This window comes from Pseudomonas sp. KH_027 (assembly GCF_057838565.1).
Genome location: NZ_CM174470.1, coordinates 711,682 through 724,475, shown reverse-complemented (window position 1 = coordinate 724,475; position 12,794 = coordinate 711,682). Strand labels below are relative to the sequence as shown.

The window sequence follows — 12,794 nt, the reverse complement described above, 5'->3', positions numbered from 1 at the left end:
ACGCCCGCGATCTGCCTGGCCGAACGTATCGCGGGCATGGGCTAGGCGCCCCCGCCGCTCCCACGACCTTCAGCAGATAAATCCACGCTCTATTTGTCCACTTGGTCAGCTTTTTGCAATCCAGTGATCAGCCGCCGTCCAGGCCACCACCCGCTACCCACTGGAGCTCCACTCGCTATGCAGAACAACACTAAAAAACCGCTGCTGCGCGCCCTCGTCGCCGCCCTTGGCTTCAGCGCCACCTTGAGCGCCTCCGCCGCCGACCCGCTGAAGGTCGGCTTCGTATATATCGGCCCAATTGGCGACCACGGCTGGACCTACCAGCACGAACAGGGCCGCAAGATGCTGGCCGAAACACTCGGCGACAAGGTCGCGACCAGCTACGTGGAAAACGTCCCGGAAGGCGCCGATGCCGAGCGGGTGATCCGCAACATGGCCAAGGGTGACTACGACCTGATCTTCACCACCTCCTTCGGCTACATGAACCCGACGCTGAAAGTGGCCAAGCAATTCCCCAAGGTCACCTTTGAGCACGCCACCGGCTACAAGCAGGACAAGAACCTCGGCACCTATCTGGCGCGCTCCTACGAGGGGCGCTACGTCGGTGGTTTCCTCGCGGCGAAGATGACCAAGAGCAAGAAAGTCGGCTACGTCGCCTCCTTTCCGATCCCGGAAGTGATCCGCGACATCAACGCCATCCAACTGGCCCTGGACAAGTACAACCCGGGCACCGAAATCAAAGTGGTGTGGGTCAACTCCTGGTTCGATCCGGGCAAAGAATCCGATGCCGCCAACGCGCTGATCGACCAGGGCGTCGACGTGGTGTTCCAGCACACCGACAGCCCGGCACCGATCCAGACCGCCGAACGCCGGGGCGTCTACTCCGTGGGCTACGCCTCGGATATGGCCCACTTCGGACCGAAAGCCGTGCTCACCTCGATCGTCAACGACTGGGGCCCGCATTACGTGAAAGCCACCCAGGCCACGCTCGACGGCAACTGGACAGCGCAGGACTACTGGGGCGGCCTGGATGACGGGACCATCAAGCTGCCGATCAGCGACTTGGTGCCGGCCGAGGTGAAAAGCGAAGCCGAGCAGATGATCGCCGATATCAAAAGTGGCAAGTTCCACCCCTTCACCGGCCCGATCAAGGATCAGGCCGGGGTCGAAAAAATCGCCGCCGGCGTAGTGGCGACCAATGCCGAACTGGCCTCGATGAACTACTACGTGGAAAACGTGAAGGCCGAGCTGCCGAAGTAAGCGGCGGGCAAAAACCTGTGGGAGGGGCTTTAGCCGCGATAACTGGATTGATCGCGGCTAAAGCCCCTCCCACAATCACTCCCACCGATGCCGTCCCTCCTCGTCCAAGCGGAGAACCGCATCAAAAGGACGATACCTTCGCCCTTTTTCGCTGCCCTGGGTACGAGAAGACTCGCAGCACCGCCCCACCCGGAGCCTCTATGCACACGCTGCCCATCATCGACATCGCCCCCCTCTACGCTGCCGACGAATCCGCCTGGCCCGAAGTGGCCGCGCAGATCGACCGCGCCTGCCGCGACTGGGGTTTCTTCTACATCACCGGCCACCCGATCAGCCCGGCTCGCATTGCCGAACTGCTGGCTGCAGCCAAGACCTTCTTCGCCCTGCCGACGCAAGACAGGCTCAAGATCGACATCACCCAGACCGCCCACCACCGCGGTTACGGCGCCATCGCCACCGAGCAGCTCGACCCGAGCAAGCCAAGTGACCTCAAGGAAACCTTCGACATGGGCTTGCACATGGCCGCCGAGCACCCCGAGGTACTCGCCGGCAAAGCGCTGCGCGGGCCCAATCGCCACCCCGACCTGCCCGGCTGGGCCGAGCTGCTGGAGCAGCATTACAGCGACATGCAGGAACTGGCCAAGACCCTGCTGCGTGCCATGACCCTGGCCCTGGGCATCGAGCGCGAGTTCTTCGACAGCCGCTTCTTTGATCCGATCAGCGTGCTGCGCATGATCCATTACCCGCCGCGGCATACCGCCAGCAGCGTGGAACAGCAGGGCGCCGGGGCGCACACCGATTACGGCTGCATTACCCTGCTCTATCAGGACGAAGCCGGCGGCTTGCAGGTACGCAGCCGCGATGGCCAATGGATCGACGCACCGCCGCTGGCCGGCAGTTTCGTGGTCAATATCGGCGACATGCTGGCGCGCTGGAGTAACGATCGTTACACCTCCACCCCGCACCGGGTGATCAGCCCGTTGGGCGTGGATCGCTACTCCATGCCGTTCTTCGCCGAACCGCACCCGGACACCGAGATCAGTTGCCTGCCGAACTGCTCGGACGCCGCTAACCCGCCCAAATACCCGTCCGTGACCAGCGCCGAGTACCTGCTGTCGCGCTTCGCCGACACCTACGCCTATCGGCGCGAACAGGACGCCATTTAACCGCTAGGGCCGACTCGGGAGCACAGCGAACAGCCCACCAAGTTGCCGCAACGTTGGACGGCGTGCCGCGTCCTACGGGCGGGACGGGCAACCCCGGGCTCGGCCACGCATCGACTTACCGGTATGCTGTGGCTCGCATTCATCGTCACGGAGCACCTATACGGCTATGGCACAGGCAAAAACGGCATTGATCATTGGCGCCTCGCGCGGGCTGGGTCTGGGCCTGGTCAACCAGTTGCTGGCGGACGGTTGGCAGGTCACCGCCAGCGTCCGCGAACCTGCGCGCGCCGAGGCATTGCAGGCACTCCCGGGTGTACGGATCGAGCAGCTGGATATCGACGATGCCCAGCAATTGAGCGCCCTGGAGCAACGTCTCGAAGGGCAGGTGTTCGACCTGCTGTTCGTCAACGCCGGCATCTCCGGCCCGGCGCACCAATCCGCCAGCGCCGCCACCGCGGCGGAAGTCGCGCAGCTGTTCATGACCAATGCCATCGCGCCGATTCGCCTGGCCGAACGCTTCGCCCTGCATATCCGCAAGGGCAACGGCGTGCTGGCGTTCATGAGTTCGGTGCTGGGCAGCGTGGCCAATCAGGAAGGCAGCAATCTGGCGCTGTACAAGGCGAGCAAGGCCGCACTCAACTCGCTGACCAACAGCTTCGTCGCCGAACTGGGCGAGAATCGGCTGACCGTATTGTCGCTGCACCCCGGCTGGGTAAAGACCGACATGGGCGGCCCAGGCGCCAGTGTGGAAGTGGAGGCCAGTTGCCAGGGGCTGATTGCGCAGATCGAACAGTATGCCGGCAGCGGCGAGCATCACTTCATCGACTACCAGGGTCAGACCATCCCCTGGTAGAAACTCGCTCCCACAGGTTCGTCCAGCCCAAGCAACCGGCTTCGATGCACCTGACACCGGCAGTCTCGCCAATTCATGGCAGCAACAGCCTGGCACACCCTCATACTGCACAGGGTTGCAAATAGAAGAATTGCAATTGGCGTTACAAAGAGCTGAAAAAGAGCGCTCGCCTAAAGACCGCGACGCGCTAATGAAAGAGTTTATGTCGCTCGGTGACAGGCTTACCCATGACGAGACAGTAGCCCGAAATCGAGCCGCCACGGCTTGATACCGGTTACCTAGCTTTTAATAGGTTAATGACATGAACTTCCCCGCATCGAGGCGCAGACGATAGCCGCAACCAGGAGCAACGCGCTGGCCGGAGCCAAGCAGCCAATGCGCCAACGGGTAGACAATCGCAACAGCCCGCAACGCCAGCAGCAGCTTTTCATTTTTCAGGTGGACGAACATGCTCGGTGCAGCATCCTTGGCCGGAGCAACGGGGAAAGATCGTGCCGTCTCAACTGAGGCCAAATGTCTGTCAGCCGCAAGCGCAGGCTGGTGTATGGCGCAGCCGCTGACTACTGGCAGGCTTTGCAGGCAGCGCCGGGCGTTGAGAACGCGTGCGAGGCGATTGATTCACAGGAGATTCTGTCCTGGCGGTCAGTTAAACTCCCGAACATCAACCCTCGACAAGGCTCTGACTTATGTACGACTGGCTCAACGCCTTGCCCAAGGCCGAACTGCACCTGCACCTGGAAGGCTCGCTGGAACCTGAGCTGCTGTTCGCCCTGGCCGAGCGCAACCGGATCGCCCTGCCCTGGAATGACGTCGATACCCTGCGCAGCGCCTACGCTTTCAACAATCTGCAGGAATTCCTCGACCTCTATTACCAGGGCGCCGATGTGTTGCGCACCGAGCAGGATTTCTACGACCTGACCTGGGCCTACCTGCAACGCTGCAAAGCGCAGAACGTGATCCACACCGAACCCTTTTACGACCCGCAGACCCACACCGACCGCGGCATTCCTTTTGAAGTCGCGCTCAATGGCATCGCCACCGCGCTCAAGGATGGCCGTCAGCAGCTCGGCATCAGCAGCGGCCTGATTCTCAGCTTCCTGCGTCATCTGCCGGAAGAGCAGGCGCAAAAAACCTTCGATCAGGCCCTGCCTTATCGCGATGCCTTTTTTGCCGTCGGCCTCGACAGCTCCGAAATGGGCCACCCGCCGAGCAAGTTCCAGCGGGTGTTCGACCGCGCGCGCAGCGAAGGCTTCCTGACCGTTGCCCACGCCGGTGAAGAAGGCCCACCGGAATACATCTGGCAAGCCCTCGACCTGCTGAAGGTCAGCCGCATCGACCATGGCGTGCGCGCCAGCGAAGACCCGCGGCTGATGCAGCGGATCATCGACGAGCAGATCCCGCTGACCGTCTGCCCGCTGTCGAACACCAAGCTCTGCGTGTTCGACGACATGAGCCAGCACAACATCCTCGACATGCTCGAACAGGGCGTGAAGGTGACGGTGAACTCCGACGACCCGGCCTACTTCGGCGGCTACGTCACCGAGAACTTCGCCGCCCTGCACGACAGCCTGGGCATGACCGAAGACCAGGCCAAGCGCCTGGCGCAGAACAGCCTGGATGCGCGCCTGATCAAGGGTTGAGCGCCAGCTAGGCGCAGACCCGCGCCGCGATGCGCGGGATCTCCCGGCTACCGCTGGGCGACACATGCAACGCCCGCGAACCCTTCATCGGCCGCAGCCAGCGCTGCTGCACGCAAGCCTGCAACAACGCCGCCCCCAAGGCGCCACCCAAATGCGGCTTGCGCGCGCGCCAGTCGGGGCAGGCGCAGGCGAATTGGCGGCGGCGTTTGCAGAAAGAAGAGTTGATCCAGGCATTGGGTTCTTCAGCGGGTTATTGCGGCTAGGCGCCAACCTGACCTTGCGCGCGGTGCTCTGATCGACACGCCCGAACTAACGCTGCCTACGGCGGCCGGTGATCATCGACAGCGGCAGGTTTTCCTTCAGCCGGAAGCTCTCGAAGATCGCCGCCGTCACATGCAGGCAAACCAGGGCAAACAGGGCATCGGCGAAAAACACATGCACATCCCGTGGCAGGTCCTCGCCCCAGAAGTAATCGATTTCTTCGAGCATGAAGCCGGTAATGCCCAGGCCCAAGATCAACAGCAACATCAGCACCATCACCAGACCACCCAGTGGCGAATGGCCAAGGCGATGATGCGGCTGCCCGCTGAATAGCGCCCGCAGGTGCGCGGCAAGGCGCGCCGGGGTCGGCCAGAAGTCCGCCCAACGCGCCGCCCCTGAACCAATGAAACCCCACACCAGGCGCAGCAATACGCACGCCACTGCGTAGTAGCCAAGCCAACGGTGCCAGCCGTCGCCCGCTTCGTTGAAGAAGTAGTCGCTGAAGAAAGCCAGCACCAGCGACCAGTGACACACACGCACCACCGGGTCCCACAGACGCAGAGTCTCCTGATTCATGGATCAGTAACCGCCGTCCTCGTCCTCGACTTCTTCCTTGACCACCTTGCCGCTGACCGGATCGAAGTAAATTTCGACTTTGCGCTTTTCCTTGTCGAAGCCGTAGATTTCGTAGCAGTTGCCACCGGTGACCTTGAACTTCTTGATCTCGTAGCCCTGGGCCTTGAGGTTGTCCTGGAACTTGGTCTGGTCCTGCCACTGCGCCTTGTCGGCAGTGGTGCACTCCGTGGCGGCGAACGTCAGCGGGCTGGCGACGATGAGAGAAAGCAGCATAAGTTGGCGCATGGGAATTTCCTCGTAGTGTTGGAATCGCCACATAAAAATTAGCCCATGCTCAGGTTTAAGCCAGTAATTATTCTCAGCCGCTAGTGCTTCTCGTCATCTTTCCAGTAGCTCTCGGGAGCCAGCCAGGCGCGAAAACAGCAACCAGTCCAGCACGCCAATCACCAACAGCGAAGCACCGACCAAAGGGAAAGCCACGCCAAGCACGACGATGATCACCAGCGCGGTCTTCCACAACGGCAAGTCATGACGCAGCGGTGGCACGCCAAGACCGCCTTGCGGGCGACGCAGCCACCAGATCGCCAGGCCGCTGACCGAACTGAGCAAAATCAACAGGCAGACCAGCAGCATCAGCAGTTGGTTGGCCAGGCCGAAGAACTTGCCCTCGTGCAGCACCACGCCCATTTCCACGCTTTTCGCCACCGCACCGTAGTCCTGCCAGCGCACGTCGGCCAGCACCTTGCCGCTGTATTGATCGACATGCAGCGTCGCGTCATGGCGCGGGTCGTCGGCGAATAGCGCAATGGTATAGACCCCTTCCGCGCCCTTGGGCAAAGTCACGCTATAACCCGGCGCCACACCCTTGGCGCTGGCGATTTCCAGCACCTGTTGCAGGCTGACCTCGGCCACGGCCGGCGCCGAAGAACCCACGGCCTGAGCGTTATGCGCGGCATGCGGGTCGGACGCCGGTATCGGCGTATTTTCCATCGCCCAGGCGACGGTCTGCCCCTGCGCCGTATTGAGGCTGCGCGCCTGCTCGGTGGATTTGGGCACCTCGTTCCACATCGTCGCCGGGAAGCGGTTCCATACACCGGCGAAGGTCTCACCCCAGAAACCGGTCCAGGTCATGCCCGTCAGCAGCATGAACAGCAACAGCAGCGCGCCCCAGAAACCGGTTACCGCATGCACATCGCGCCAGAACAGCCGGCCACGATTGGCCAGCCGTGGCCAGAACACACCGCGCAGACCATTGCCACGCGGCCACCAGAGATAGAGCCCGGACACCACCAGGACGATGGCCCAGCCGGCGGCCAATTCCACCAGCCGATCACCGACCGTACCGATCAGCAACTCGCCATGCAGCGCACGGGCAATCGCCTGCAGGTTATTCACCGCGTCCTGGCTGCCGAGCAGGGTGCCCTGGTAGGGATCGAGAAACAGGTTGAGCTTGCGCCCACCCTCGGTCACCACGAACTGCGCGCTGTGTTGCGCGTCCACGGGTGGCAGGTACTGGTTGATCGTAGCCTGCGGATAAGCCAGCTTGACCCGCGCCAGTTGCTGATCCGCGCTGAGCAGTTGCTCGCCCTGCGGCACCAGCAGCAGGTCGGCGTAGAGCAGGTTGTCCAGCTGCGGCTTGAACAGGTAGATGATGCCCGTCAGCGACAGCATGATCAGAAACGGGATCACGAACAGCCCGGCATAAAAATGCCAGCGCCAGGCCTGGTGGTAGAAAGACATAGGTGACTTGGTCATGATTAAGACTCCTCTCGAATGAATCAGCCCTCTGCGCGCAAAGGGCTGGGCGTTATGCCTCAGTTCTGCGGTTCGTGCCGATGCTCGGCCGGTGCTTCTTTCTGCACCGCTACCTCGACCTGCACATCACCGGCTTTCTCGAAGTGCAGGGTCAGCGGGAAGCGCTCGCCAGCGCGCAACGGCTGCTTCAGGTTGAACAACATCACGTGGTAACCCATGGGCGCGAAGGCCACCTCGCCAGCGGCGGGAATGGTCACGGCCGGCACCTGTTGCATCTTCATCAGGCCGTCCTGGTGCAGGTGCTCATGCAGCTCGGCCTTGCCCGCCGCGGGGGTGTCCGCACCGAGCAAACGATCGGCATTCAGGCCTTGGTTATGCACGACGAAATAGGCCGCGGCGGTCGGCGCATTCGTGGGCATTTCCCGCGACCACGGATGGGCGATGTGCAAGTCACCGGTCTGGTACTCCTGGGCCGATACGCCCCAGGCGCAGGTCAGCAAGGTGGTCAACAACAGGGATCGAGTGAGGTTCATGGTGGCTCTCCTGGGTTGCGACTCAGCGGTTTCAGGTAAAGGCTCGAAAATCAGAGCCGGGCTCACATCCGCCACTCCAGGCCGGCGAACACACCACGGCCATCGCCCGGCAGGAACTGCGCGCTGTCCTGGCCGTTGGCATCGGCGATCACACCAGTGGTGGCGACGTAGGTTTTGTCCGAAAGGTTGCGGCCTTCGATAAAGAAGCCGAAGCCTTCGCTCGGCCGATAGCCACCCTTCAGGCCCCAGATGGCATAGCCTTCGGCGTACAGGGTTTCGGCCTGGTCGACGTTGTAGTGGGTCGGCGTCCACTCGAGGGTCGGCCCGGCATACCAACCGTCCTGCTGCCACAACGCCTCGCCCTTGATGAACTGGCGCGGAGTGCCGGCCAGGCGGTTATCGCCATAGACATCGTCGTTATCGAAGCGAAAATCATTGAACAGATACTGGCCGCGCAGTACGACCTGCCCGAGGGTCAGCGCCCCACCCAGTTCGATGCCCTGGTGCAGGGTGCGGTCGGCGTTGATGGTGCCCAAGGGTTGGCCGTTGCCATCGTTGAGGGCCAGCAGCTCGTCGCGGATTTCGCTGCGATAGACCGCCAGGTCCAGGTCGAGGTTGTCGCGGTTCCAGCGCAAGCCGGCCTCAAGGGTATTGGCCTTCTGTGCGTCGTTCCTGGTCACCACCTGGCCGCCGGTCAGCTCGCTGAAGGTCGGCGGCTCGAAGCTCTGGCTGAAGTTGCTGAACAACTGCACGCCTTCCGTCAGGTCATGACGCAACCCGATGCGGCCAACCCGGCCCACATAGGTTTCGTTGAACGACTCATTCTGCGGTAAGCAAAAAGCGCTGACGAAGGCGTTGCATCTCAAGCGGTCGTCGACATCGCGCTCCTGATGCAGCCAGGCCAGCCCGCCGATCAGCGCCCAGCGTTCGGCCAACGGCACCTCCAACTCGCCAAAAGCATTCAGGTTGCGGGCGGTCTGGTGCAGCTCATTGACCTTGCGCCCCTTGTGCCCGCTGACATTCTGGTAGCGCGAATCCCAGTTACGGCCCTGGCTGGCTTCGACACCACCGGTCCAACGCCAGCCTTGCTGGTTCTCCCATTTGTGCGCCAGACGCATGCCGTAGTCTTCACTGTTGATATCCAGCACCTGGAAGATCGGGTGCCACAGCGACTTCTCGCTGTAGTAGCTGGACAGCTCCAGGCTGTGGCCGTCATCCAGCTGCAGCGTGGTGATGTTGCCGATGCGGTTGAGGGTGAAATCGCGGCGCTGATCGCCGCTGATATTGCCCGCCGCGGCCTGCTCCGGGTCGCGGTGCAGCTGAGCCTTGGTCAGGTTGCCCGGCAGTTCCGAATCGCTCTCCACATGGGTCAGGTAGACGCGGGTGGACAGGCGCTCATTGATGCGCCCGCCGAGGTTGGCGAAGTAGCGCTGGTTATCCTGCTTGGAGTGAGCGCGAAAACCGTCCTGGGCCGAGTCGGAGAGACTGACGAAGCCGTCCCAGTCGCCGAAGTCCTGGGCGAAGGCGCCGTACAGGCGCTGATAGCCGAAGCTGCCGCCTTCGTAGCGCAGGTCCACCGGTGGCGCCGTCTTGCCGGTGGGCGTGACGAAGTTGATCGCCCCGCCGAGGTTGGCCGCGCCATAGCGCCAGGCATTGGCGCCGCGCAGCACTTCGATGTGGTCGGCGGCCAGCGGCTCGATGGTCTGGAAGTCGAAACTGCCATCGGCCAGGTTCACCGGGGCGCCGTCCTGCATCAGCAGTATGCCGCGACCGTGAAAGGTGCGTTGCAGGCCCGAGCCGCGAATCGACAGGCGCGCCTCTTCGGCACCGAAGCGTGGCTGGATGAACACTCCGGTGGCCAACCCCAGGGCATCCTGCAGGGTGCTGCTGCGACCGGTCTTGTAGGTTTGCGCATCGATTACGGTTGCGCCGCCAGGGACGTGCGAGAAATCAGCACGCTTTTCGGCGATGCTCGGTGCCGTGGGGTCCTTCTGATACTCACCCGTGACCACGGTGTCGTTGAGTTCGACATTCTCGGCCTGGGCGAAAGGAGCCAGGCCCGCGCTCAAGGCGAGCAGGCTCAGCATGGATAGATTGCGCATCACGCACTTCCCTAGATTTTCTTAATAGCGTTCTGGTTGGCAGGCAGCAGTCCTCTGCTGCCGTGACGGCCCTGCAGAAACAGCTCGGACAGGCACGGGCAAGCGCCCGGCAGCGGAACTGCAGGTGCTGAAGCGAGCGAACGCGTTAAGGGGAGGCGCGGGGGTTGGCCGAGGGCCAGGTGTAACGAGGCGGGGTTTTACTCTGACGTTCGTAGCTCGGGCGCAGATCGCCGGGGGCCCGGCGCAACCAGCTGAGGCAGAACAGCAAGGCCAGACCGAGGCTGATGGTGCCGCACAACGGGCAACTGATAGTGCTCGACCAGGCGCTGTCCGACAGAGAGCCTGAGCCGGAATCCAAGGTCGGCCCTGGGTTGCCTTCGGCGGAGCAGAACGCGCCACCGAAACCATTGAGGCTCAAGCCGAGCATTTGCCCATGACCAATACCGCAGGCGAGCACGTTGAACAGGACGCTGAAGTACAGCATCCAGGCAATCAACGAACGGTCGGTACGGGTTAATTTCATGGCCGCGACTCTAACATTGTGCCCTCGGATAGCAAGCTCCCGCCCTGTGCTCGATTGCCGCACGGCGAAGGCTCTGGACTAACCGGCCCAGGGCTTGTGTAGCAGCAGTTCGGCACAGCGGCGCTGGACGAACTCGCGGAGCAGATGCACCGCCTTACTCAGCTGGGCGCGATGGGTACAGACTAGGTTAAGCGGTGCCAGCTCGCCACGCAGCTGAGGCAACAATACGTGCAAACGACCGGCCCGCACGTCGTCCGCCACATCCAGCCATGATTTGTAGACCACCCCACACCCCGCCACGGCCCAGCGGCGCACCACGTCGGCATCATCGCTGACGCGATTGCCGCTGACCGTCACGCCGAGCTCGCGCTTGCCGTCCTGAAAGCGCCAGCGCTCATGCACGCGGCCGCCGAGCATGTACAACAGGCAATTGTGCTGCGCCAGCTGATCCAGCCGCTGCAGTTCGTCGTGTTGTTGCAGGTACGCCGGCGCCGCGCAGAGCACCCGCCGGTTGCCCGCCGCCAGTGGCAACGCCACCAGGCTGGAGTCTTCGGGGGCGCCATAGCGAATGGCGATGTCGACCTGCTGCCGGAACAGATCGGCAACCCGGTCACCAAGCAGCAGCCGTACGCTCAGTTGCGCGTGCTCCTGCTGGAACTCATCGAGCCAGGGCAAGAGTACGTTGCGGCCCAGGTCGGACGGCGCCGAAAGCTGCAACACCCCGCTGATGCCGACCTTGCGCCCGGCCAGTTGCTGCTGGCCTTCATCCAGGCTCTGCAAGGCCGCCCGCGCATAACCGAGAAACTGCTCGCCCTCCGGAGTCAGGCGCAGGCTACGGGTCGAGCGGGCGAACAGGCGCACGTCCAACTGCCGCTCCAGGCGTTTCAGCGCGCCACTGGCGACCGCCGGTGAAACGTCCAGGGCGCGGGCAGCGGCCGACAGACTGCCGAGCTCGGCGGTGCGCACCACGATTTGCAGGTCATCCAGGCGCAACATGGTTCGGACCTTTATTTTCAACAAATAATTGAAGGAGACTTTATCTCTACCTGGTTTTTCTACCCAGCGAAATAGCCGACCATGGCCGCAGCCAACGGAGACGCCCCATGAAAGCCATCGCCTATTACCAAGCCCTTGCCATCGACCACCCCGAGTCGCTGCAAGACATCGAACTGCCGGAACCAACGCCGGGGCCGCGCGACCTATTGGTGGAAGTCCGCGCCATCTCGGTCAACCCGGTGGATACCAAGATCCGCCAGAACGTGCAGCCGGAAAACGGTCAGGCCAAAGTGCTCGGCTGGGACGTGGCCGGCGTGGTCAAAGCAGTCGGCCGCGAGGTCAGCCTGTTCAAGGTCGGCGACAAGGTCTACTACGCCGGCGCCCTCAACCGCGCCGGGGGCAACAGCGAGCGGCACGTGGTCGATGAGCGCATCGTCGGGCACCTGCCGAAAAGCCTGAGTTTCACCCAGGCCGCCGCCCTGCCGCTGACCGCGATCACCGCCTGGGAACTGCTGTTCGAGCGCCTGCACGTCGCACAAGAGAAAACCGACCGGCAACAAAGCCTGTTGATCGTTGGCGCGGCCGGCGGCGTGGGCTCGATCCTGACCCAGCTGGCCCGCCAGCTCACCGGCCTGACCGTGATCGGTACTGCCTCCCGTGCGCAAACCCAAGCCTGGGTCCGCGAGCTTGGCGCCCACCACGTGATCGATCACAGCCAGCCACTGAGTGCCGAACTCAAACGCATCGGCATCGACCAGGTCACCCACGTCGCCAGCCTGACGCAGACCGATCAACACTTCGATCAATTGATCGAAGTGTTGGCGCCGCAAGGCAAACTGGCGCTGATCGACGACCCGAAAGCGCTGGATGTGGTCAAGCTCAAGCGCAAGAGCCTGTCGCTGCACTGGGAGTTCATGTACACCCGCTCGCTGTTCGAAACCCCGGACATGCTCGAACAACACAAGCTGCTCGAGCGGGTGGCTGAGCTGATCGACAGCGGCATCCTGAAAACCACCGTGGGCGAGCATTTCGGCAGCATCAATGCGAGCAACTTGCGCCGCGCCCATGCCCTGCTGGAAAGCGGCAAGGCCAAAGGCAAAATCGTACTGGAAAGCTTCTAACTCGGTAT

13 protein-coding genes and 1 pseudogene are annotated in these 12,794 nt (G+C 62.7%); 5 read left to right on the top strand and 9 right to left on the bottom strand.

Annotated features, from left to right (window positions below; translation table 11 throughout):
• The first annotated feature begins 177 nt into the window (after nt 1-177).
• From AC3IYG_RS03350 to AC3IYG_RS03340, 3 genes are all read left to right on the top strand, one after another.
• Nucleotides 178-1,260 carry a BMP family ABC transporter substrate-binding protein gene (locus AC3IYG_RS03350; protein ID WP_489312309.1) on the top strand — a complete coding sequence of 361 codons (1,083 nt, stop codon included), beginning with the start codon at nt 178-180 and terminating at the stop codon, nt 1,258-1,260.
• 200 nt (nt 1,261-1,460) lie between these two features.
• Nucleotides 1,461-2,426, top strand: a complete 966-nt coding sequence (locus AC3IYG_RS03345; protein ID WP_489312308.1) for a 2-oxoglutarate and iron-dependent oxygenase domain-containing protein — start codon at nt 1,461-1,463, stop codon at nt 2,424-2,426.
• Nucleotides 2,427-2,592: 166 nt separating this feature from the next.
• Nucleotides 2,593-3,279 carry an SDR family oxidoreductase gene (locus AC3IYG_RS03340; RefSeq protein ID WP_489312307.1) on the top strand — a complete coding sequence of 229 codons (687 nt, stop codon included), beginning with the start codon at nt 2,593-2,595 and terminating at the stop codon, nt 3,277-3,279.
• Nucleotides 3,280-3,564: 285 nt separating this feature from the next.
• Here the strand turns inward: AC3IYG_RS03340 and AC3IYG_RS03335 are convergent, their stop codons facing one another.
• Nucleotides 3,565-3,729 carry a hypothetical protein gene (locus AC3IYG_RS03335; protein ID WP_489312306.1) on the bottom strand — a complete coding sequence of 55 codons (165 nt, stop codon included), beginning with the start codon at nt 3,727-3,729 and terminating at the stop codon, nt 3,565-3,567.
• Nucleotides 3,730-3,965: 236 nt separating this feature from the next.
• Between AC3IYG_RS03335 and AC3IYG_RS03330 the strand changes: the two genes are divergently transcribed.
• Nucleotides 3,966-4,919, top strand: coding sequence for an adenosine deaminase (locus AC3IYG_RS03330; protein ID WP_489312305.1), 954 nt, complete (start codon nt 3,966-3,968; stop codon nt 4,917-4,919).
• A 7-nt stretch (nt 4,920-4,926) separates the two neighbouring features.
• Here AC3IYG_RS03330 and AC3IYG_RS03325 read toward each other — a convergent pair.
• The 8 genes and pseudogenes from AC3IYG_RS03325 to AC3IYG_RS03290 form a co-directional block, all read right to left on the bottom strand.
• Nucleotides 4,927-5,127: pseudogene (locus AC3IYG_RS03325) on the bottom strand (transcriptional regulator); the annotation flags it as partial.
• Between the two features lie 101 nt (nt 5,128-5,228).
• Nucleotides 5,229-5,756 (bottom strand): cytochrome b/b6 domain-containing protein, encoded by a 528-nt coding sequence (locus AC3IYG_RS03320; RefSeq protein ID WP_489312304.1) that lies wholly within the window; start codon nt 5,754-5,756, stop codon nt 5,229-5,231.
• 3 nt (nt 5,757-5,759) lie between these two features.
• A complete protein-coding gene (locus AC3IYG_RS03315) occupies nt 5,760-6,041 on the bottom strand; it encodes a PepSY domain-containing protein (RefSeq protein ID WP_489312303.1) in 282 nt (93 codons plus the stop codon).
• Between the two features lie 93 nt (nt 6,042-6,134).
• On the bottom strand, nt 6,135-7,511 hold the full coding sequence (locus AC3IYG_RS03310; protein WP_489312302.1) for a PepSY-associated TM helix domain-containing protein: 1,377 nt from the start codon (nt 7,509-7,511) through the stop codon (nt 6,135-6,137).
• 59 nt (nt 7,512-7,570) lie between these two features.
• Nucleotides 7,571-8,044: a copper chaperone PCu(A)C gene (locus tag AC3IYG_RS03305; RefSeq protein WP_489312301.1), complete on the bottom strand. Its 474-nt coding sequence runs from the start codon at nt 8,042-8,044 to the stop codon at nt 7,571-7,573.
• 62 nt (nt 8,045-8,106) lie between these two features.
• Nucleotides 8,107-10,146 carry a TonB-dependent receptor family protein gene (locus AC3IYG_RS03300; RefSeq protein WP_489312300.1) on the bottom strand — a complete coding sequence of 680 codons (2,040 nt, stop codon included), beginning with the start codon at nt 10,144-10,146 and terminating at the stop codon, nt 8,107-8,109.
• A 145-nt stretch (nt 10,147-10,291) separates the two neighbouring features.
• Entirely contained in the window at nt 10,292-10,669 is a 378-nt protein-coding gene (locus tag AC3IYG_RS03295) for a DUF2946 domain-containing protein (RefSeq protein WP_489312299.1), read from the bottom strand.
• Nucleotides 10,670-10,747: 78 nt separating this feature from the next.
• The gene (locus AC3IYG_RS03290) at nt 10,748-11,665 is read right to left on the bottom strand and encodes a LysR family transcriptional regulator (protein ID WP_489312298.1); all 918 of its coding nucleotides are present in this window, start codon (nt 11,663-11,665) and stop codon (nt 10,748-10,750) included.
• Between the two features lie 107 nt (nt 11,666-11,772).
• Between AC3IYG_RS03290 and AC3IYG_RS03285 the strand changes: the two genes are divergently transcribed.
• Nucleotides 11,773-12,786 (top strand): zinc-binding alcohol dehydrogenase family protein, encoded by a 1,014-nt coding sequence (locus AC3IYG_RS03285; protein WP_489312297.1) that lies wholly within the window; start codon nt 11,773-11,775, stop codon nt 12,784-12,786.
• Nucleotides 12,787-12,794 lie beyond the last annotated feature (8 nt).

Excerpts from the sequence above, each read along its gene's own strand:
- AC3IYG_RS03350 (WP_489312309.1), top strand. The coding sequence starts at position 178 with ATGCAGAACAACACTAAAAAACCGCTGCTGCGCGCCCTCGTCGCCGCC.
- AC3IYG_RS03345 (WP_489312308.1), top strand. The coding sequence starts at position 1,461 with ATGCACACGCTGCCCATCATCGACATCGCCCCCCTCTACGCTGCCGAC.
- AC3IYG_RS03340 (WP_489312307.1), top strand. The coding sequence starts at position 2,593 with ATGGCACAGGCAAAAACGGCATTGATCATTGGCGCCTCGCGCGGGCTG.
- AC3IYG_RS03335 (WP_489312306.1), bottom strand. The coding sequence starts at position 3,729 with ATGTTCGTCCACCTGAAAAATGAAAAGCTGCTGCTGGCGTTGCGGGCT.
- AC3IYG_RS03330 (WP_489312305.1), top strand. The coding sequence starts at position 3,966 with ATGTACGACTGGCTCAACGCCTTGCCCAAGGCCGAACTGCACCTGCAC.
- AC3IYG_RS03320 (WP_489312304.1), bottom strand. The coding sequence starts at position 5,756 with ATGAATCAGGAGACTCTGCGTCTGTGGGACCCGGTGGTGCGTGTGTGT.
- AC3IYG_RS03315 (WP_489312303.1), bottom strand. The coding sequence starts at position 6,041 with ATGCGCCAACTTATGCTGCTTTCTCTCATCGTCGCCAGCCCGCTGACG.
- AC3IYG_RS03310 (WP_489312302.1), bottom strand. The coding sequence starts at position 7,511 with ATGACCAAGTCACCTATGTCTTTCTACCACCAGGCCTGGCGCTGGCAT.
- AC3IYG_RS03305 (WP_489312301.1), bottom strand. The coding sequence starts at position 8,044 with ATGAACCTCACTCGATCCCTGTTGTTGACCACCTTGCTGACCTGCGCC.
- AC3IYG_RS03300 (WP_489312300.1), bottom strand. The coding sequence starts at position 10,146 with ATGCGCAATCTATCCATGCTGAGCCTGCTCGCCTTGAGCGCGGGCCTG.
- AC3IYG_RS03295 (WP_489312299.1), bottom strand. The coding sequence starts at position 10,669 with ATGAAATTAACCCGTACCGACCGTTCGTTGATTGCCTGGATGCTGTAC.
- AC3IYG_RS03290 (WP_489312298.1), bottom strand. The coding sequence starts at position 11,665 with ATGTTGCGCCTGGATGACCTGCAAATCGTGGTGCGCACCGCCGAGCTC.
- AC3IYG_RS03285 (WP_489312297.1), top strand. The coding sequence starts at position 11,773 with ATGAAAGCCATCGCCTATTACCAAGCCCTTGCCATCGACCACCCCGAG.